The sequence below is a fragment of the Porphyromonas sp. CAG:1061 genome (genome assembly GCF_000435035.1).
In the GTDB taxonomy this organism is placed as follows: Bacteria; Bacteroidota; Bacteroidia; order Bacteroidales; family Porphyromonadaceae; genus Porphyromonas_A; species Porphyromonas_A somerae.
Genome location: NZ_HF988861.1, coordinates 468 through 20,837, shown reverse-complemented (window position 1 = coordinate 20,837; position 20,370 = coordinate 468). Strand labels below are relative to the sequence as shown.

Annotated in this window: 15 protein-coding genes; 7 read left to right on the top strand and 8 right to left on the bottom strand. The window is 48.0% G+C overall.

Annotated features, from left to right (window positions below):
• Window positions 1-65: 65 nt before the first annotated feature.
• The 7 genes from QVO39_RS01575 to QVO39_RS01545 form a co-directional block, all read right to left on the bottom strand.
• The gene (locus tag QVO39_RS01575; protein ID WP_021902734.1) at window positions 66-1,067 is read right to left on the bottom strand and encodes an aspartate-semialdehyde dehydrogenase; all 1,002 of its coding nucleotides are present in this window, start codon (window positions 1,065-1,067) and stop codon (window positions 66-68) included.
• A gap of 31 nt (window positions 1,068-1,098) precedes the next feature.
• Window positions 1,099-1,764 carry a uracil-DNA glycosylase gene (gene ung / locus QVO39_RS01570; RefSeq protein WP_021902733.1) on the bottom strand — a complete coding sequence of 222 codons (666 nt, stop codon included), beginning with the start codon at window positions 1,762-1,764 and terminating at the stop codon, window positions 1,099-1,101.
• A 6-nt stretch (window positions 1,765-1,770) separates the two neighbouring features.
• Complete coding sequence (locus tag QVO39_RS01565) at window positions 1,771-2,469, bottom strand: DNA alkylation repair protein (RefSeq protein ID WP_021902732.1); 699 nt, start codon at window positions 2,467-2,469, stop codon at window positions 1,771-1,773.
• Window positions 2,469-3,482 (bottom strand): FAD:protein FMN transferase, encoded by a 1,014-nt coding sequence (locus tag QVO39_RS01560; protein WP_021902731.1) that lies wholly within the window; start codon window positions 3,480-3,482, stop codon window positions 2,469-2,471. Before QVO39_RS01560 ends, QVO39_RS01565 begins: the two co-directional genes overlap by 1 nt.
• Window positions 3,469-4,437: a glycosyltransferase family 2 protein gene (locus QVO39_RS01555; protein WP_021902730.1), complete on the bottom strand. Its 969-nt coding sequence runs from the start codon at window positions 4,435-4,437 to the stop codon at window positions 3,469-3,471. The genes QVO39_RS01560 and QVO39_RS01555 overlap by 14 nt, the downstream gene beginning before the upstream one ends.
• Window positions 4,418-4,984: a DUF4199 domain-containing protein gene (locus tag QVO39_RS01550; protein ID WP_018028236.1), complete on the bottom strand. Its 567-nt coding sequence runs from the start codon at window positions 4,982-4,984 to the stop codon at window positions 4,418-4,420. The genes QVO39_RS01555 and QVO39_RS01550 overlap by 20 nt, the downstream gene beginning before the upstream one ends.
• A gap of 136 nt (window positions 4,985-5,120) precedes the next feature.
• Window positions 5,121-5,534, bottom strand: coding sequence for a DUF1573 domain-containing protein (locus tag QVO39_RS01545; protein ID WP_018028235.1), 414 nt, complete (start codon window positions 5,532-5,534; stop codon window positions 5,121-5,123).
• Window positions 5,535-6,084: 550 nt separating this feature from the next.
• Between QVO39_RS01545 and QVO39_RS01540 the strand changes: the two genes are divergently transcribed.
• From QVO39_RS01540 to QVO39_RS01510, 7 genes are all read left to right on the top strand, one after another.
• Window positions 6,085-7,041 carry an NAD-dependent epimerase/dehydratase family protein gene (locus QVO39_RS01540; RefSeq protein WP_018028233.1) on the top strand — a complete coding sequence of 319 codons (957 nt, stop codon included), beginning with the start codon at window positions 6,085-6,087 and terminating at the stop codon, window positions 7,039-7,041.
• A 588-nt stretch (window positions 7,042-7,629) separates the two neighbouring features.
• A complete protein-coding gene (locus tag QVO39_RS01535) occupies window positions 7,630-10,740 on the top strand; it encodes a SusC/RagA family TonB-linked outer membrane protein (RefSeq protein WP_021902728.1) in 3,111 nt (1,036 codons plus the stop codon).
• 31 nt (window positions 10,741-10,771) lie between these two features.
• Window positions 10,772-12,334, top strand: a complete 1,563-nt coding sequence (locus QVO39_RS01530; RefSeq protein WP_021902727.1) for a SusD/RagB family nutrient-binding outer membrane lipoprotein — start codon at window positions 10,772-10,774, stop codon at window positions 12,332-12,334.
• A gap of 21 nt (window positions 12,335-12,355) precedes the next feature.
• On the top strand, window positions 12,356-13,420 hold the full coding sequence (locus QVO39_RS01525; protein ID WP_288171451.1) for a glycoside hydrolase family 18 protein: 1,065 nt from the start codon (window positions 12,356-12,358) through the stop codon (window positions 13,418-13,420).
• Window positions 13,421-13,432: 12 nt separating this feature from the next.
• Window positions 13,433-14,644 (top strand): DUF1735 and LamG domain-containing protein, encoded by a 1,212-nt coding sequence (locus QVO39_RS01520; RefSeq protein ID WP_021902725.1) that lies wholly within the window; start codon window positions 13,433-13,435, stop codon window positions 14,642-14,644.
• 23 nt (window positions 14,645-14,667) lie between these two features.
• Window positions 14,668-16,065 carry a glycoside hydrolase family 18 protein gene (locus tag QVO39_RS01515; RefSeq protein ID WP_021902724.1) on the top strand — a complete coding sequence of 466 codons (1,398 nt, stop codon included), beginning with the start codon at window positions 14,668-14,670 and terminating at the stop codon, window positions 16,063-16,065.
• Window positions 16,066-16,088: 23 nt separating this feature from the next.
• Window positions 16,089-17,417 (top strand): hypothetical protein, encoded by a 1,329-nt coding sequence (locus tag QVO39_RS01510; protein WP_021902723.1) that lies wholly within the window; start codon window positions 16,089-16,091, stop codon window positions 17,415-17,417.
• Window positions 17,418-17,626: 209 nt separating this feature from the next.
• Here the strand turns inward: QVO39_RS01510 and QVO39_RS01505 are convergent, their stop codons facing one another.
• Complete coding sequence (locus QVO39_RS01505) at window positions 17,627-20,008, bottom strand: TonB-dependent receptor domain-containing protein (protein WP_021902722.1); 2,382 nt, start codon at window positions 20,006-20,008, stop codon at window positions 17,627-17,629.
• Window positions 20,009-20,370: the final 362 nt, after the last annotated feature.

Below are 20,370 nucleotides of genomic sequence, written 5' to 3'. Positions count from 1 at the left end.
CCTCCGACTGGGGGCCATCTGAATGGCACCCTCGCGGGTGCTTTGTAACCAGTCAAACTCTATACTTATCTATTGGCGACGAGGTACTCGGCGATCTGAATGGCATTGAGTGCGGCACCCTTGCGGATTTGGTCACCCACACACCAGAAAGCAATACCATTGGGATTGGTGAGATCCTTGCGGATTCGCCCCACATAGATATCATCTTTACCAGAGAGATAGAGTGGCATCGGATAGTCCTGTTCGCTTGGTTGGTCCATCAGCACCGCCCCCTTGGCGTGGCGGATAGCCTCTTGTACTTGCTCCACCGTTAGTGGTTGCTCTGTCTCCACCCAGATGGCTTCGGAGTGGGCTCTCAGCACCGGTACGCGGACACAGGTAGCACTCACTTGGATAGGTTGCTCCATAATCTTCTGAGTCTCATTGATCATCTTCAACTCCTCCTTGGTATAGCCATTCTCAGTGAATTGATCCACCTGTGGAATAAGGTTAAAGAGCAATTGATAGGCAAACTTCTCTACCGTCAGCTCCCTTTCCTCGGCAAATTGATGGGTCTGCTCCAGCAGCTCCTCAATCCCCGACTGCCCGGCTCCACTCGCACTCTGATAGGTAGCGACGTGTACCTTGGTGATGGGCGAGAGGTCGTTGATTGCCTTTAGGGGCACCAACATCTGAATAGTGGTACAATTGGGGTTGGCAATGATCCGCTTGGGTGCCTCAAGTGCCCTCTTGGCATTGACCTCAGGCACCACCAGAGGCACCTCTTTATCCATACGGAAGGCACTTGAATTATCAATCATCAGCGTGCCGTGCTTGGTGATGGTCTCGGCAAATTCCAATGAGGTGCCACCGCCAGCCGAAACGAAGGCGATATCAATCCCTTTGAAGGCGTCGCCATGCTCCAATTGCTCCACCACTATCTCACGACCTCTGATGGTGTACTTCGTCCCGGCACTTCTCTTCGAACCGAATAGTCGGAGAGAGGTATATGGGAAGTGACGCTCCTCTAGTAGCTTGATCAACTCTTGTCCAACGGCACCTGAGGCGCCTACAATTGCAATATTCATATATGTGCTAGTTCTTTTACTTTAATGGTTATTACACCCATTGAATGGGCGTTATATGATGACTAATTAAGTAGAAATTGGTCTGCGAAAAGGGCTTTGAACCAAAGAACCCACGATAGGCGGAGAGGGGCGATGGGTGAGGTGCCTTAAGGATCTTATGCTTCTCCTCATCAATCATCCACGCTTTCCGCTGTGCGTCGGCGCCCCAAAGGATAAATACGATATTGGACCGCTGCTCGCTCAATAGCTGAATCACCCGATCGGTGAGCCTTTGCCACCCCACGGCGAAGTGGGAGCGGGCTTGATGTGCCTGAACGGTAAGGGTAGAATTGAGGAGCAACACTCCTTGCTCTGCCCAATGGGTGAGGTCGCCACTCTGCGGTGGCTTCTGCCCGAGGTCACTCTCCAGCTCCTTATATATATTCTGCAGGGAGGGAGGAAGGAGCACGCCATTCGGCACCGAGAAGCTGAGCCCCATCGCTTGCCCTGGACCGTGGTAGGGGTCCTGCCCGAGTATCACCACCTTCACCTGATCAAAGGGGGTGAGGTTGAAGGCATTGAAGATCAAAGGGGCCGGCGGATAGACCACACTGGTGGCATAAGCCTGACGTACAACATTGGTGATCTGCTCAAAGTAAGGCTGATCAAAGTCGGGCTGTAGCGCCTTTTGCCAAGAGGGGTGGATGGAGACGTTCATAGCTTTTTACTGCTGCTCTTGGGCTAGTTCGACCAACTGTTGTGCCAACTCCTTACTCGTCCCTTTGCCCTTCGAAAGTAGCTCGTTGCAAAGTGGGGTAAGGTCGATATCAGGACGCAGCGACGCCACCTTTACCAATGCATGATAGATAACGCTGCTACTATAGAAATCGGGCGCCACAAAGTCAGCCACGATCTGTGGGGTAGCCTGCTCTATCAAGGTGGCGGTAACGCCCTCCTCGCCCGCCAGATGATTAAGCAGTAGGTAGGGAAGGGTAGCTGAAGGGGTATGGCGATCGTACTTCCGCTCAAAGAGAGTGGAGAGCAGCTCCGCAGCAAAAGGGGCACGACGAAAGAGTCGGAAGACCAATTGCTCCGCCACTTCGAGTGTCTCCACTTCGTCTGCTAAGGTGAGTGCCTCCTCCATGGTGAGGGTGTCAACGGAGCGTATCATCAGAGAAAGAAGTTTCATCTCCCGTACCTTCTTATGCCACATCAGGTCGGCCAACTCCTCCTCCTTTGGTAGTGACTTGGCCAGCTCTTGTAGCCTTAGGAGGTTGACCCCAAAGTTCACCTCATAATCCAATCCCATCTTACGCTGATTGGTAGAGGTTTCGCCATCCATACCACGGCGTAGCTGTAGGCGGATCTCCTGTAGCGTCTCGTGCCACTTCCCCTCGATCGTCTCTTCGATACTCTTGCTCATCACTTTATCTCATGTAGTTCAAGCCCATTGTTGTAGGTCTTCAGTGCCCCGGTGGCGTGGTCACTGTAGATAAGGCAGACCTTAAGCTGTGGTTGCTGCTCAAGCAACTGCTTTCCTCTTTCCAGCCCCACCGCCATCAGTGCCGTTGCCCAGGCATCGGCCTCCATACAGGTAGGGGCCACCACCGTAGCACTCAGGATATCTTGGTGGGCGGGACGACCACTCAGCACATCAATAGTATGTGCCACCTTTTTGCCCTCCACCACTTTGAAATTGCGATAGTCGCCACTCGACGCCATCCCTTCGCCGTCACACAGCTCCACCGAATAGGCCAGCTCGCTAATGGTAGAGGTGCTATCCTCGGTCGGTTTATTGATCCCCACTCTCCAGCAATGGCCATCGGGATTTACCCCCTTCGCCACAATCTCACCACCGATCTCCACCAGATAGTTGGTCACCCCATATCGCTCCAGTGTTGCCGCCACGAGATCCACCACATACCCTTTGGAGAGGGAGGAGGGGTTGAGCGTCATCCTTGGATCGGCCTTGATGAGGCTATCGCCCTGTAGCACTAGCTTTTGCCAGCCCACAAAGGTGGCGATGCTATCTAGCTCCGCCTCCGTAGCCTGTCGTGTCACCCCTTTCTTCGTCCCAAAGCCCCAGACATCAAAGTAAGGGGCACCAGTGATATCGTACCGCCCTTCGGTGGCTCGGCTCACCTCTAGCGACTTAGCCACCACTGTGCGGAGCATCTCGTCCATCACCACCGTCTCATTGCGATTGATGCGGGAGATGAGTGTAGTGCTATCAAAGGGGTTGAGCGAAGCATTGAAGGCGGTCATGGTGCTATCGATCTGCTCGGTGAGCAACTCGGGTGCCTCGTAAGTGATATTGTAAAGGGTATGGAAACGACTTCCACTTTCGTGGAAATACTCCATCTGACCAGTGCCCTCCTGGCAACTCATCAGCATCAAAGCCACGAGTGGGAGGAGTAAATGCTCAAATCTCTTCATCGATGATATAATGATTGCGTGTAGGTGACTGACGAGCCAAGAGTTCGCCAATAAATCCAGCGAGAAATAGCTGTACGCCGAGGATGATGGCGACTAGGCAGACATAGAAATAGGGCAGATCGGTAATCAACCGTGCAGGGACACCACTCCGAAGGGCCACCAGCTTATGAACCGCTAGCACCACGAGAGCAATGAAACCGATGAGAAACATTACACTCCCCCAAAGCCCGAAGAAGTGCATCGGCTTCCGACCAAATCGTCCGGTAAACCAAAGTACCAATAGGTCGAGGTAGCCATTGACAAAGCGACTCATCCCAAACTTAGTATGCCCATACTTCCGTGGACGGTGCTGAACCACCTTTTCGCCAATCTTATGGAAACCCGCCTGCTTCGCCATATAAGGCAAAAAGCGGTGCATATCATTATAGACCTCGATATTCTTCACCACCCGCCAGTGATAACTCTTCAATCCACAATTGAAGTCGTGCAGAGGAATGCCCGAGAAGAGCCGCACCGTAGCATTGAATAGCTTGGTCGGAAGGGTCTTGGAAAGCGGGTCGTACCGCTTCTTCTTCCAGCCACTCACGACGTCGTACCCCTCCACCTTGATCATACGGTAGAGCTCGGGAATCTCATCAGGAGAGTCTTGGAGATCAGCATCCATCGTGATCACTACTTCCCCACGAGACTTCGTAAAGCCCACTTGAAGACCGGGCGACTTGCCATAATTGCGATTGAAACTCACCGCCACCACGTGAGGGTCTTTGCTCCGTAGCTCGTTGATTACCTTCCACGAGCCATCGGTGCTCCCATCATTGATGAATAGGATCTCGTACGACACCCCCATTTTACTCACCACACGAGAGATCCACTCGTGTAGCTCTGGGAGCGACTCCTCCTCATTGAAGAGGGGAATCAGTATCGTCAGGTCCAGACTACATTTGTTCTCCTCCATTGGGTCGATTTCGCTTGATAAAGATACTCACTATATATATGTATAGAAGCCCTTGTACGATCATATTAAAGACCACCGTCCAGGCAATTCGCAACGGGGTAAGCCCTCTCAGCTGACTGAGTGCCTCCTGATACCCATCAATATCCTTAGTCATCTCCTGTAGCAAATTGAGCGACTCCTCCATCATCCCAATAAAGGTGGCATCCTTTAGGAGAAGCGAGAAGGCGACAAAATAGGCGAGAAATGCCACCATTAGCGATGCCAGATAGGTCCAAGAGAGATAGCTCGTCACCTCGAGATACCGTGCATAGCCACCTTTAGTAAGGTCTCTATACCGTGTCCCTACCTTATAAATAACGACTGGCACCGCTACAAAGCCAGCCACAAAAAGGAGCGTGGAGATAATTCCAAAGCGATAAAGCAAAAGCGCCAACGCCTGTACTATATAACAACACCCAAGCCACAGCCCATCACGCCACGACTGCTCCCGGAGGTCTTGCATCACTGTCCCTGTCCCCTTTTCTATCTCTGGCTCCTGCCTATTCATTTCTCCTCACTAATGCTTCGTTGTTATTATTATGCCAATGAACCCTCTTAGCCACCACAGAGTGGCACCAGAGGGTTCAAGCGTTATCTTATTTCATAGAGATCTCTTGCCCGATCGCCAAGGGCAGAGGGACTTTTTATTGCACCACTTCACCCTTAATGGTGAGTACTAGCGGCCCCTTCTTGCCATTGCTGTAGACAGAAACAGTCTTTACAAAAGGGTAAACTCGTCCAGTAGGATTGTAGACCACCTTGATCTCACCGCTCTTACCAGGGGCAATTGGCTCCTTGGTAAACGTAGGAGTAGTACAACCACAAGAAGAGATCACACGGGTGATCACTAGAGGCGACTTGCCCTCGTTCTTCACCACAAAGACATGGCTCACATCGCCATCGCTCTCCTTGAATACCCCGAAGTCGTGCTCAGTCTCCTTGGCCACAATCTTTGCAGCACTATCCTCCTGAGCAGAAGCCACCATTGGAAGTCCTATCAATAGGGTCATCATAATAAGTAGCGACCCGATTCTTTCCTTGATATTCATACTTTTCATATTCCTTTCCTTTCTCTAAAAATCCCTTTGCAGCACTATGGCCACAAAGCCTAATCTTCAATGTTATGATGCTACAAACTCGGTGAGGTTTAATGCCTTCCACCTCATACCAACCGTAGCAATTCAACCGATAACTACCGCAAATCTACCATAATTCCCGCTAACTACATAAAAACAGCGGTAGTTACCCATTAGAAAGGGCTTACCGCAAGGCATTCAAAGGGGTGTCCATAAGAGAGAACCCCAGCGGAGGGGTCCCCTCTGGGGTATTCTTCTTCCGACTCGTCCGACTTGTCCGACTCGTCCGACCTGTCCGACAAGGCACCTCCAAGACACGGACCTCTCCCGAGGTCCTTACCCTAATGCGTCACCTCTGACTCTGATTCCAGATAGGTCACGTCGGCGAGATTGATTCGCCGTTGGCCTATTGGAGTTGGGACTCTCTTTATACCCTACAATTTCCTCGCCATTTCCCCTCCACCTCAAAATTATTACCTATCTTTGCCAAAGGAAAAATATCACACAACATCACATAGTTTCAAGACACGAGATGAAGAACATTCTTATCATTGGATCTACAGGTCAGATCGGCACTGAGCTAGCCATGTACCTGAGAGGAATCTACAAAGAAGGGCAGGTAGTAGCAGGATACATCAAGGCTCAACCACCAAAGCAAGAGCTCCTAGAGAGTGGTCCTTGCGAAGAGGTGGACATCACCAATGCACAGCAGATTGCCGACGTGGTGAAGAAATACAATATTGATACCATCTACAATCTTGCTGCACTCCTATCGGCAGTAGCCGAAAACAAACCTCAGCTGGCTTGGAAAATAGGACTCGGCGGATTATTCAACACCCTAGAGGTGGCACGCGAGATGAATTGTGCCGTCTTCACCCCTAGCTCTATCGGAGCTTTCGGTCCTGGCACTCCTAAAGATAAGACCCCTCAAGACACCGTACAGCGTCCTACCACCATGTATGGCGTCACCAAGGTATCAGGCGAATTGCTTGGCGATTACTACCACCGTCGCTTCGGAGTAGATACCCGCTCAGTACGCTTCCCTGGCCTTATCTCCAATGTAGCACTCCCCGGTGGAGGCACCACAGACTACGCAGTAGATATCTACTACAAGGCAGTACAAGAGGGCAAGTTTGTCTGCCCAATCGCCGAAGGCACCTACATGGATATGATGTATATGCCCGATGCACTACACGCCATGGTACAGCTAATGGAGGCCGATCCTACTAAGCTCATTCACCGCAACTCTTTCAACATCGCCAGCATGAGCTTCCAACCAGGAGATATCTACGCCGCTATTAAGCGACAGATGCCCAGCTTCGAGATGGTCTATGACGTAGACCCACTCAGACAGGCAATTGCAGAGTCATGGCCAAATTCACTCGACGACACTTGTGCTCGCGAAGAGTGGGGCTGGGCACCCAAGTACGACCTCGATAGCATGACAACCGATATGCTTCGCGTTCTCACCGAGCGTTACAAAAAGTAACTTCCCCCACAACACCATACAAAGTCTCCTAGGCATCCTCCCCGATCCTAGGAGACTTTTTTATTGCATAAAAGTCCGATTAGCCACCTCAGTTAAGGAGAATGCAACACGAAGATCCACACCCTAGTTAAGAAAGCAAAAGTTGAGTTGCAACTAAGCATTTGACGAGATGCAACTAAGCATTTGCTTTGTTGCAACTAACCGATCGCTTAGTTGCAACTCGGCAAACGACAAAATACGGCACTGATTATCAGCTATTTACAAGAGGGCTCCCAACGGCCTATAATTCAATGTGTAAAAATCCTCCTGCATCGTCATAAAACATTTGCAGGCAAATGTCTGAAAATGGCACTTTTCAGAAGAACCTCTTAATTAGAATAGAGTTGTCTAATAGAGGCTCCAATTAAAATATTTTTGCAAGGCTTAGCCATTGATACTATAATTTGGTACCTTTGTAACTGCTAACAAGGAATAAAAAGGGGAGTAACCACCTTTTCTTTGCTGTACAACCACATTCGCACCTAACGAATACGAAGTGGAACATGAGTAATAATTGTTTTATAATTTAATACGTTCAAAAACTAAGGTATGAGTTTCAACTACTTGTGCAAAGTCCGTATCGCATTCCTCGTGATGCTCCTTGGACTCACTGCACCCAATGCTCTAGCCCAGACCATCACCGTGAAAGGTGTGGTCACGGACGCCACTTACAATGAGCCCGTAATAGGGGCCACTGTAGTGCTAGTAGAAGATACCTCCAAAGGTATGCTAACTAGCTTAGATGGTGAATTTACACTAACTGGAGTGCCAAAGAATGGTACCATACGTGTCTCCTACGTGGGATACAAGACTATTGAGGTACCTATCAACGGCCAAACCACCCTCAACATCGTTATCCAAGAAGATAATGAACTCCTCGATGAAGTAGTAGTCACCGCACTCGGTATCAAACGCTCCGAGAAAGCCCTCTCCTACAACGTCCAAGAGCTCAAAGGCGAGGCTCTTAACAAACTAGCAGATGCCAACTTTGTGAATAACCTCAATGGTAAAGTAGCCGGAGTGACCATCAATAGTAGCTCTGCAGGTATGGGTAGTGCTAGTAAAGTGGTCATGCGTGGTACGAAATCTATTGATGGCAATAATAACGCCCTCTATGTGATTGATGGTGTGCCCATCTTCTCTACTACGACCAAGCAAGGATCAGGACAATTTGATTCCAATGGTAGTACTGAGGGTGCCGCTGATATCAACCCCAATGATATTGAGAGCATCAGTGTCCTCACAGGTGCTTCAGCAGCAGCACTTTATGGTAGTGCTGCAGCCAATGGTGCGATCCTCATCACCACTAAAAAGGGTGCCTCTGGAAAGCCAAGAGTTACTTTCTCGACCAATAATGATTGGGGAGTTCCAATGTGGCTTCCTGAGTTTCAGTACCGCTATGGAAGCGATGGCAGACAAACCTCATGGGGCAGCCCAATAGGCAACCAGTGCGATGGCTATTATAGAATTGAAGACTTCTTGCAGACTGCATTCAATACCAATAACTCTGTCTCCGTATCTGGAGGTTCAGATCGCAACCAAACTTATCTCTCGGTCAGCACGACTAATTCATGGGGCTTGGTACCAAATAATAGGTATGAGCGCTACAATTTCACCGCTCGTAATACCTCTTCACTTCTTGAGGATCGTCTATCTATAGACCTCTCCACCAGCTATATCATCCAAAAGCACAATAACATGGTGAACCAAGGTGAGTATATGAACCCCCTTGCTTCTGCTTACTTGATGCCTAGAGGAGAGCACACAGACAATGTAAAGAACTTTGAGCAGTTTGATGCCGACAGAAACATATATGTACAAAATTGGCGGTATGGAGCTGGTGAATACACACTTCAGAATCCTTTTTGGGTTGCCTATCGAAACCTACGACACAGCAAGAGAGAGCGCTACATGCTTTCTGCTACCGTAGCCTACGACCTTATGAAGTGGAACGAGGCAGAGAAGTGGAACATTCAAGGGCGTGTACGCTCCGATGTAACCAATGGACTAGCCACAGATAGCCGATATGCTACCACTGAAAAGATCAATGTAGAGAGTGCCAAGAACGGCTATTACGGAGAGGAAAAGTCAACCGACCGCCAAACCTATGCCGATGTATTGAGCACCTTTAATAAGAGCTTTGAACTGGGTAGTCAAAGGCTAAATATCAATGCCACCCTAGGAGCTTCTATTCAAGACACTCGTTTTGAAAGCTCCACAGTAAGAGGACCACTCAGAGATGCAGGTGCTGCCAATCTATTCAACACCTTCAATATTGACCAAAATCACGAGAAGAGTGTAGCTTTCCCTGAGGGTTGGATTGAGCAAACTCAAAGTATCTTCGGGAGCTTGGAGCTAGGTCTTAATTCTTACCTATTCCTGACTGTGACAGGCCGTAACGACTGGGCTTCCCAGCTAGCCAATTCACCTCACAAGTCATTCTTCTACCCATCTGTAGGTCTCTCAGGCGTGATCACTGATATGCTTAGTGCCGATACTAAGACTAAGATCTCCCCAGTGCTAGGTTATCTACAGGTAAGAGCCTCATTCAGCTCGGTAGCTTCACCTTTCCAAAGAGGTCTAACCACCCCTACCCTCGTGAAGGACTTTAAGACTAAGGGCTATAGCGATCTGACCCATTTCCCTGTTGGAGAGCTTTACCCTGAGCGAACCGACTCTTACGAAGTGGGCTTCTCAAGCAAGTGGTTTAGCAATCGCTTTACACTCGATATGACCTACTACCTCACAGACACGAAAAACCAAACATTCTTCGTCACAGTACCAGCAGGATCTGGTTATAGCGGCATGTATCTCCAAACGGGTATGGTACGCAACCAAGGTATTGAGCTGGCTGCAGGGCTACACCTAGGAAATAATGATGGATGGGCCTTTAACTCCAATCTCACCCTTGGATATAACCACAATGAAATTAAGGAGCTAGCTGAGAACTATACCAACCCTATTACTAAGGAGAAAGAATCTAAGGAATTCCTCGAAATAGGTGCTCTAGGCATAAAGTACGTTCTCCAAAAAGGGGGAACCCTTGGAGATATCTATACCGAACAAGACTTTAGTCGCGACAGCAGAGGTGACATCATCCTCAATGCCGATGGTTCTCTCGGAATTAGAGGGCTTGACGCAAAAGAGCGGGTAAAGCTAGGTACTGTCCTTCCAAAGGTCAATGCAGGGTGGAGTAATGAAATCTCTTACAAAGGATTGGCCGTAGGGGCAACACTTACTGGTCGTTTTGGGGGTGTCGTTGTTTCCATGACGCAGGCAGCACTTGACAATTATGGAGTTTCAGAGCGCACAGCTGCTGCACGTGACCGTGGATACGTCCAGGATGGCAACATCTTTATGAATCCCGAGCGCTTTTATACCACGGTAGGTAGCAAACGTATGGCTCAATACTACACCTATGATGCCACTAATATACGTATCCAAGAGGCTCATATAGCTTACAACCTACCAAGAAAGTGGTTTAATGATGCTGTGGGTGTCCACCTATCTCTCTTCGGTCGCAATCTAGCCTTCCTATACAATAAGGCTCCATTCGACCCTGAGGCAGTTTCTAGTACAGGCAACTATTCACAGGGGCTTGACTATTTTATGATGCCTACTCAGACTAGCTTTGGCTTCAATGTCAAGGTAGACTTTTAATGGTTAATGCGTTTATTGAAAGACAACAACTATGAATAAGATATTATTCCCCCTCGTCGCACTATTCCTAGGTGCTTCCCTAGTGGGATGTACCAAGAACTTTGAGGAGTACAACCGTGACCTTGGAGGTGTTACAAGAGATGACCTCGGTAGTCTACCCAAAGGTGGCTCACAGGTCAATAAACTTGCTCAATGGCTCATCCCTAATCAAGAGAATGGTTATCAGATGACCTTTGATATGCTATCCCCCTACTCTGGCTTTGCTGGTGCCCCTAGCTTTGTCTCTGACTTTGCTGCGTACAGCCCAAGAATTGGTTGGAATGACTATCCTATGGAAGATACCTTTACCAAGCACCTTCTTCCAGACTATATGAGTGTATATGGTGCTACTGATGGCGATATCAACCACCCAGCAATGGCACTTGCCACCATTACGAGAGTGGCCATCACTCACTATATCTCGGACATTTATGGCCCTCTACCTTACTCAAAGGTTAATGGCGCCAACCTCTCTGTACCTTACGACACCCAAGAGGAGCTTTACAAAAATATGCTTGAGGATCTAAAGAAAGCATCAGAGTCTTTGATGGGTCCTGCAGGTGCCTCTGCCATGTATGCAGATTATGATGGAATGTATGGTGGCAATCTTAGAAACTGGGCCACCTACGCAAGATCACTAATTCTTCGTATGTCTATCCGTATATCTGGAGTAGCCCCTGAACTGGCTAAGGAATATGCTGAGTGGGCAGTAGCTAATGGGGTGATTGAGTCCAACGCCCTGAATGCTAAGACACCAACTACTGACAACCCTTTAGCAAAAACCAATGGATGGAACGACTCTCGAGTTGGAGCTGATATCGTGGAATACCTACTAGCGTTCAACGACCCTCGCACTGATGCATACTTTACTAAGGTACGAGACGGAAAACCCTTTGGCTTGCGCTCACCAAGCAACTCTATTAAAGGCAATGCGGCAATCATCTCTAGCTACTCTAGCCCTAATATCACGTCATCAAGCCCCATCTATCTGCTTACCGCAGCTGAGGTGGCTTTCCTGAAAGCCGAAGGTAAGCTACTTGGTTGGAACGTAAGTGACAAGTCGGCAAAAGAGCTTTATGAAGAGGGCATCCGCCTATCTTGTGAGCAATGGGGTGTAGAGCTTCCAGAGGAGTATCTACAGAATACCAATAAGCGAGGTGGCTTTGTTGATAAAGTCCTACCTGAGACTAGTTTACCCGACTTTAGCTCTGATATCACAGTCAATTGGGACGATGCCAATGGCGATGTAGAGAAGCAAAAGGCCAAGATCATCACACAAAAGTGGATCGCGCTCTTCCCTTATAATACTGTAGAGGCGTGGAGCGAGTGGCGTAGGACAGGCTACCCCAACCTTCTCCCTGCAGTTGTTAATTCAAGTTCAGGTGAGGTACAACAAATCACCCAAGTCAATGGAAGAGACACTGGCGGTATGCAACGCCTAAAGTTTGTCTCAAGCGAGAAGACTCAGAATGCCACAAACGTAGCTGCCGCCATCCAAGACATTGGAGGTAAAGATAGCTATGGAGCACCCCTATGGTGGGCAAAAAGAAACTAAACAGATGAGGAAGTAATCGTTATGAATAAGAAAATGACTAAGTGGGTACTTGCCACAATCATAGGTCTCGCACTACTCTCTTGCAACAAAAATGTAAGAATAGAGCCTGCTGAGGTGGTTACCCCACGCAATGAAATCAATACCGAAACTCTTGAGAGTTATAAAAATAGCCTACTTGGCCGACCCATCGTCATGGCAATGCACTATGGATGGGGTGCTGATGGTGGCTCAGGAGCACAGCTCTACAGGCTACCTGATTATCTGGATGTAGTAGTGGTGAAGGATAGCCGACACCAGTTACTTGGTTGGATGGAGAAAGACCTGTCTACCACACAACAAGTAAAGAAAACCAAAGTACTCAATGCTATTGACTTCCACGCCATTGACACTCAGTGTGCCGATGAGCTCAAGACAAAGTTCAAACGTCAGCGCGATAAACTTAGAAATAGCTGGAAAGACTTGGAGACTCCACTAACACCTGAAGAGCAAGCTGAGCAACTCGCAAACCTCGAAAAGTCCCTTACCGAAGAGCTACATACCAATGCTCTAGCCAAGGCGACTAAAGATACCAAAGAGCAAGTTGACGCGATTAGCAAATATGGCTTCGACGGTATCTGTGTAAAGCTCCCTGAAAACTTCCAATTGATTACCAAGGAAGAGACTACCCAATTACTCTCCAAGATCACAGCTGTAGCAGGTGGTGCCAATAAAGTCTTCCTAGCTATTGAGGCACCCTTTGAGGAAGCTCGTGCGGAGATCGAGAAAGCCACTTGGATCATCTTCAATAAGAAGGTATTGGAATACCGTCTCTCAAATTTTGAGAGTGAGGCACTCCAATGGAAAGACAATAGGTATCTACCCTCAGCAAGCTTCAAGGGAAAAGATCAGAAAGAGGGCTTTATGGATGAGACCCACTTCTCACTAGACGAGCTACCTCGTATGCAATCCATCCTTTACTGGCAAGCACCCAATAAGGCAGGCGTGGCGTATTACCACACAGAGCTAGATGCCAGCAATGTAGTAGAGACGATGCCTTATGGCACCCTTACCTCTCTCATTGATAAGCAAAGAGTATTAAACAAGTAAGACGACAACACTATGAATACAAATAACTGGGTATGTAAGAGCATCGTACTTCTCTTGATCTCTCTAGCTCTAGCTTCGTGCGATAAAGAGAAGCACCTTGAGGGCGGAGAGCTCACTGAGCAAAGTGCCACCCTAGAGATCATTACCAAAGACAAGACCGAGTTGGCGGACCCCTATACCTTACGCAGTATAGAGATCGATAAGCCTGAAATTGAGCAGACCACTATTGACCTCAGAGCTCACCTTACGCTATCTACTGAGGGCGAGAAGGCCATCTCCATATCAATTGATGAAGAAGCAGCAAAAAAATATAGTAAAGGCAATGTAAAGTTACTGCCTTCATCAGCCATCTCTATTCCTAAGGAGATTACACCGATTCCTGCTTTTGCAGTTACTAGTGAGCCAATTTCTGTCACTATCAACCTCACTGACGAGATCGAGTTTGATGAAATCTATACATTTGCCCTCAGACTTGACCCTATTAATGGAGCGAAGATGAATAAACCAAATGATGTGGTTATTTTTACTCTATTGAGGGAAGAGAATAAAGTACAAGTAAAAAAAGCTGTACTACTCACTAGAGACTTCTACTTTGACCTTGCAAAAGACTTTTCACATAGGGGTGACTTCACTATGGAGTGCTTGGTAAATGCACAAAAGTTCAGAGACTCTGAAGACGAAGGTGAGGCACAAATTTCTACCCTTATGGGTATAGAGGGCGGCACACTACTCCGCTTTGGTGATGCTGGAGTACCAGGGAATAAACTCCAAGCTGCCGGTGAAGTGATTGACTTGCCATTTGAGACCAAGGCATGGTATCACGTTGCTTTCACTTACGAGGCAGCCACTCAAATTGTTACAGTTTACATAGATGGCGAGATGAAGTCTTCATTCAGGAAGCCTTGCTCCATCGTTCCAAGAGGAGACAAGTGGTATATTGGCAGAAGCTATAGCGGGGGCAGAGGATTATATGCCATGCTTGCTGAGGTGCGTGTATGGAAAAGTGTCCGTAAACCTGCTGAGCTCTTAGAGCATATGCTGAAAGAAGACCCTACCAACCCAGCACTTCTTGCCTATTGGAAGATGGATGCTGCAGAAGGAGCTACAGTCACCGACCTTACTGGCAATGGACACGATCTCGTCCTTAGGGTACAGCAAGGCAGTGCCGACCCTAAAGTAAATGTAGTAACGCTTGATAGTCCACTTGAGAGTGTAGAGAAGTAAGCAGATAAAGAAAGAATATAAATATGAAAAAGTATATCTTCACCCTACTTGGAGCGGCTTCTATGGCTCTCCTCACTGTAGGTTGTCAAAAGAATCTCACTATAGAGATGCCCGGGCCCGACCCTCTAGAGGAAAAGGTACTCCTAGGTGAGCCTAGCATCGTAGATGCTGAGACAGGCGAGCAATTATTCAGTACCACGTACTATGACGGCACTGTAGACCTCAACGTGACACTACCTAGCAAAGAATCTACCATAGAGCTACTTCCTTACGACGAAGAGACCTATAGTAAGGTGCTAGGAGCACTCAAGAAAAAAGATCCCTTCGGTCAATACACCATATTGCCTGAAGGCAATGCAACCCTTGCCCTCAAGGATGGAGCAGATGCCACTCATAAGGTAGTAGAAGCCACTCTCACAGGGATAGAGGAGCTTCCCTACAGCATCTACAATTTGCCAGTTTTGGTAAAAATAGATGATCAAGTGGTAGCACACTTCATCAAGGTTCCTCTAATGGGTACCTTCGTGCCTCTCTCCGAGGAAAATAAAAAGCCACTCCCAACTGTAGAGGGCTATACCGAGCCTATCAAGATGGTTGCTTATGTAGAGACCAACGATTGGGATCCCCGCAATATCGGCAACTTTGTACTTAAGGATAGTAAGCTACCAGTATTCGATATGATCGTATGCTTTGCTGCCAATATGAATTATGACCTCACCAATCAAAGACGTGTACTATTCTTCAATAGTGAGCTTCAACCTATTGTCAATAATCCTGATGTGTTCATCAAGCCAATTCGCGATAGGGGTATCAAACTCATTATGGACATTCTACCCAATCACCATGGTGTAGGATATCACAACTTCCAGAGCTACGAAGAGGCACTCGACTTTGCTAGTCAGTTGAAGTACTGGTCTGAAAAGGCGGGCATTGACGGATGGGACGTGGACGAAGAGTATGCAGAGTATCATAAACTTCCCGACCTAAGATATAAGGAGCAGTCTGGGCTATGGTTCCTACGAGCACTACGTGAGACCCTGCCCAATACACTAATTACCCACTACGAGTACAACTCACCATTTAGAGCAGATAGGACAGATGAGACGGGAAAGACTGCAGCCGACTATATCGACTACGGTTGGACTGATTACGGTGTTCCTGGCCCTAGCACGATTGGTATCCCCAACAATCGGTTTGGCAACAAATCAATTCAAGCTAGCTACAATCAATTAAGCAGAGGAGCATCAACTGCACGCTCTATTCTTAATGAAAAGATGCAGTGCCTGATGATCTTCAATATGACAGTAACGAAGGACAATTGTGATAGCTTTGCAGCACAGCTCTCCGAGATTACTCAAGTCTTCTACGGCGAAGATTGTATATACTCTGGCCCTCACTTTATAGGACCAAAGGGTAAATAATTACAGCAAAAGAATTTAGAGACATGAAAAATATACTATCCAAAGGACTTATCCTCGTGATGGCTCTCTTTGCTCTCACTTCTTGTGACAAAGACCAGCCCAATGAGGAGCAGAAAGAGGTGCCAAACCTAGTAGTAGAGCTATCCGAAGCCACACTACAGCCAAATCAGTCACTCGAAATACCTATTAAGAGTGGCTCAGGTAACTATCTAGTCTCCATACCACAGATAGGTATAGCGACTGCTTCAGTCACCAAGGAGAGCGTTACCCTCACTGGTATCAAAATAGGTGAGACCTTGCTGACCATCACCGATAAAGTATCACGTCAAAGCAAGGAGATCAAGGTGAGCATAGAGGCCGAGCCAGTTTTGAAGCTCTCTCACCGTGAGCTTAAGACTTCGGTAGGTGCCACCAGCATTGTTACGATCCTCAATGGCTCCTCAAAGTACGAAGCTGAGCTAAGTGACCCTGCATTGGGTACTTACTACTTCCAAGAGCAAAACTTCGTATTTACAGCTAAGAAGGTGGCAACTGGCACCATTACTATCAAAGATACCGAGCTTGGCTTCACGAAAAGCATCAATGTTGAAATCACACCTATTCCACTGCTTCTCAATACCTATGAAGTAACTATACCTACTGGAGATAGTAAGAATATCTCTATCACGAGTGGATCAGGTGACTACACCATTACTTGTGATAAGCCTGAGTTAGTGAAGATCGTGGTCAATCGCAATACCATTATCCTTACAGCAACAGCAGTAGGCGAAGGAACTATCACGGTTAAGGACAACATTACTGAACAGGTTAAGGAGATTAAATTAACCACCACCCTACAGCCATTCGTTACCTCTATTGATGATACGGATGAACTCACAGTCTATTTCTATGAGGGTAGTGAAAAGAATGTTGAGATCTACACTGGTAATGGAAACTATGAGATAGTGGTTGAGGATGAAGAGGTCATCACCGCTACATTGGTCAATAAGACGGTAAAACTCATTCCACGCAAGGAGGGTGAATCCTTACTAACTATTAAAGACATCATTTCAGGCAATGAAGTCTCAACTAAGGTAGTAGTGAAAGCACCTCAACAGTTGATTGAATTCTCTGTACCTAGTGTAGTTGTTCAAGCAGGTTCAAAAATTGACATCAGAGTATTGGCCAATAACTCTGGAGTTGCAGATTGGAACCTTAACTACAATACGACTAACTCCTCAATAGCCACCGCATATAAATCGTGGTGGGGAGAAGAGCTTACCATCTATGGCGAAAGAGTAGGCAAAACAACTCTACTCGTAAAGGATTATGATGGCAACATTTATGGGACATTACCTATCGAGGTGAAGTAACCATAATAATCCTATAAATTTCAGCGAGTGACTACCTTAGTGGCAGTCACTCGCTTTTTTTATTCAAGGTGGCATCACACGAAGCTGATCTACGGTATGGGGGTGGGCCTCATCGGACAAGTCAGACAGATCAGACAAGTCGGACAGTGGCGAAGATTTGCCAACCTGTCCGACTTGTCTGGTGAGGTACCTGTTCGATGAGGCACTGGTTAGTCGTGACCCACTTTCATACGGTCGATGACTGACTCGAGGGCGCCGGTGCCTTGGTACTTATCCTTGGAGCTATTGAAGCGGTAGGAGATGGTGAAGGCGATGCGTGGTGGCACATACTCGGTGGATTCCATCACGCTGTATCTAGTGGCGGTACGTACGGAGTGAGTGGTATTGAAGAGGTTGCTCACGGAGAGGGTGGTAATGAGGTTTTGCTCCTTAAGCCACCGCTTGGAGATCTCAGCATAGCTGGTGAGGATGGGGGCGGTGAACTCCATATTATCCTCGTTGCCAAAGGGGGTGTAACCTACGTTGAACACCATACTGATCTCCTTGGGGAGTGTAAATTGATTGGCCACGCTGAGGGCAAGGGTTGCCTTACGATTAGTGATCCGCTCCTCGAAGTTCCAAAGGTCGTAACCGATCATCTTGGAGAGACGTAGGGTAAAGGTGGGCTTCCACCACTTAATGGTAGGGCTAGCTACCATTGCTGCCGATAGGCCGTGATGTGGAGGGGCATTGACCGTCTTGAAGAGGGTAATATAAGGGCGTACCACTCCAGTAGTAGGGTCGGTAAATAATCCTGTCTCTGGAGTGAGACAATCGCGGCTATATGTATGGCTCAGGATGGTAGTCAACCAGCTCTTATTGAAGGTGAGGGCGGTAGAGTAGTCTATGGCGTCCTTGAGGTTGGGGTCGCCCACTTTGTACTCGTATCGGCTCACGTATAGGTACTGTGGCTGTAGCTGAATATAGCTAGGTCGGTGGATACGGCTCCTAAAGGAGAGCTCCGTACGTACGCCCCACAGGCGTCCTGTGACTGCTAGTGTGGGAAATAGATTGGTAGTAGTATGACTCTTATCCGGATCTAATATCCCCTTATCTATGTACTTATTCTCGAGGTGCTCCATACGCACCCCTGCAGTAAGATGCCATTCGGAGGCTATTTTATGCTGATACTCCAGGTAAAGCGCTAGTAGTTGCTCCCTCTGCTCGCTATCTAGATCGCTAAGGTTGAGACTGGCATCTAGCTGATTATAGAAGCGGTTATGTACCTTAGAGTACTCACCACCCAATTCAAGGCGACCGCCCCAGAGTGGTCCAGCGACGTCTAAACGTGCACCTGCCGATTGATACTTGGCTCCATGCCTATTCTCCACGCCCGAAAGCTCGTACTCCTCGGTCTTCCATTCATCTGCTTTCTCGGTAGATTGACTCATGCCAGTTTGGAAGTAGTCAAGGTCGATCTGTGCTCTCCAATCGCCAAACCTCCTAAGGTAATAGAGATTGGGTCGGTGCGAGGCATTCCAGGGCTTGAGAGTTTGGGACTTGCTAAAATAGCGCTCCACCACTTCGGGAGTGGGCTTGAGATGGTGGCTGGTGAGGTCGGAGAACATCCAAGAATCCTCCTTTTCGGCAGCAATACGATACCTAAAACCTGCACTCTGCACATCATCTTCGTAATTGATACCGATGGTATACTCCTGTGTCTGCACCCCCTCCTTGTGCTTAGTGGTGGATTGATTGATCCACTCGCTTTGATCAGTTTTGCCGTGGGTGCGAAGAGAGGGGAAGGAGTGATTGGTCTGCTCATCTTGGTACATCACACTAGTAAAGAAGTCCCAATTATTGAGCCGATAATTAAGGCGAAGATAGGGTTGATAACCTATAGGGCTACCAATCTGATTGAAAAGATCAAGCTTTGCCTCACCGCTGAGGCCAGTACCTTGCTCTCGTTTGGTGTAGATCTTGATCACCGACTCGGTAGAAGAGCTATACCTGGCACCAGGATTGGTGAGTACCTCAATATCACGAATGAGGTAAGGCTTGAGATTGCGTAGCTGATTGGGGTCGGTCATCAGTCGGTCATTGATGTAAATGATGGGGGTCCCTTTGCCGGCTACCCGTACCTCAGTACCCTCGATCTCAACTAATGGCACTCCTCGGAGCACGCTATAGATATCCGAGAGGTGTGCGAGCGGTGAGGCCTCTATGGAGGTGCTGATACCGCCAGCCACCATTCGGTGCGTGATGCGATTGGCAGTGACGGAGACCTCTTCTAGCACTAGGGCACTCTCCTCCAGCACGATCTGATAAGTAGAGAAACTATCGCACTTCACTTCTTTTGGAGCAAAGCCGATCAAACTCGCCTCGAGCAATAGTGGTAACTGATGATTGCCTATCTGTAATGCGAAAGAGCCATCGTCACGAGTTACGCCCCCAGTAAGCACCTTGCCCTCCCCGATGCTTTTCACCTTAATGGTGGCATAGGGAAGGGGTTCCCCAGCTTCGTCATATACTACTCCTCGGAGCTCCTGTGCCGAAACTCCCAAAACGCCTACCATCATCAGTAGGGATACCAACAAAAATAATCGCCTCATAAGATATACAATATATACTAATCACTTCCCCCTTCCGCCCGCAAAGGTAGATATTATCGCTCGCAACCCAGTTGCACACTTCTGGAAGTTGCAGAATGGCTCTGCGAGTCTTGACCGAGGGCTAGCTGAATGGCACCCTGTCGGATGCTTTGGCTGGGGGTACCTTATCGGTGGTGCCTTATCGGACAAATCGGACGAGTCGGACAAGTCGGACGAGGCATCGTTTTTCCGACCTGTCCGATAAGGTGCCCGCGATAAAGACACCCCCGATGAGGTAAGGACCCCCGTGAGGTCCTTACCCCTTCCCCAGGTGGTGTTGAAATAAGACTAATGTATGCAGAGAGCCACTTCTAGCGATCTAG

Bases quoted from the DNA above. Each gene is read 5' to 3' on its own strand.
- QVO39_RS01565 (WP_021902732.1), bottom strand. From the start codon at position 2,469: ATGAGCAAGAGTATCGAAGAGACGATCGAGGGGAAGTGGCACGAGACG.
- QVO39_RS01545 (WP_018028235.1), bottom strand. From the start codon at position 5,534: ATGAAAAGTATGAATATCAAGGAAAGAATCGGGTCGCTACTTATTATG.
- QVO39_RS01510 (WP_021902723.1), top strand. From the start codon at position 16,089: ATGAAAAATATACTATCCAAAGGACTTATCCTCGTGATGGCTCTCTTT.
- QVO39_RS01535 (WP_021902728.1), top strand. From the start codon at position 7,630: ATGAGTTTCAACTACTTGTGCAAAGTCCGTATCGCATTCCTCGTGATG.
- QVO39_RS01540 (WP_018028233.1), top strand. From the start codon at position 6,085: ATGAAGAACATTCTTATCATTGGATCTACAGGTCAGATCGGCACTGAG.
- QVO39_RS01575 (WP_021902734.1), bottom strand. From the start codon at position 1,067: ATGAATATTGCAATTGTAGGCGCCTCAGGTGCCGTTGGACAAGAGTTG.
- QVO39_RS01505 (WP_021902722.1), bottom strand. From the start codon at position 20,008: ATGAGGCGATTATTTTTGTTGGTATCCCTACTGATGATGGTAGGCGTT.
- QVO39_RS01515 (WP_021902724.1), top strand. From the start codon at position 14,668: ATGAAAAAGTATATCTTCACCCTACTTGGAGCGGCTTCTATGGCTCTC.
- ung (WP_021902733.1), bottom strand. From the start codon at position 1,764: ATGAACGTCTCCATCCACCCCTCTTGGCAAAAGGCGCTACAGCCCGAC.
- QVO39_RS01525 (WP_288171451.1), top strand. From the start codon at position 12,356: ATGAATAAGAAAATGACTAAGTGGGTACTTGCCACAATCATAGGTCTC.
- QVO39_RS01520 (WP_021902725.1), top strand. From the start codon at position 13,433: ATGAATACAAATAACTGGGTATGTAAGAGCATCGTACTTCTCTTGATC.
- QVO39_RS01530 (WP_021902727.1), top strand. From the start codon at position 10,772: ATGAATAAGATATTATTCCCCCTCGTCGCACTATTCCTAGGTGCTTCC.
- QVO39_RS01555 (WP_021902730.1), bottom strand. From the start codon at position 4,437: ATGGAGGAGAACAAATGTAGTCTGGACCTGACGATACTGATTCCCCTC.
- QVO39_RS01550 (WP_018028236.1), bottom strand. From the start codon at position 4,984: ATGAATAGGCAGGAGCCAGAGATAGAAAAGGGGACAGGGACAGTGATG.
- QVO39_RS01560 (WP_021902731.1), bottom strand. From the start codon at position 3,482: ATGAAGAGATTTGAGCATTTACTCCTCCCACTCGTGGCTTTGATGCTG.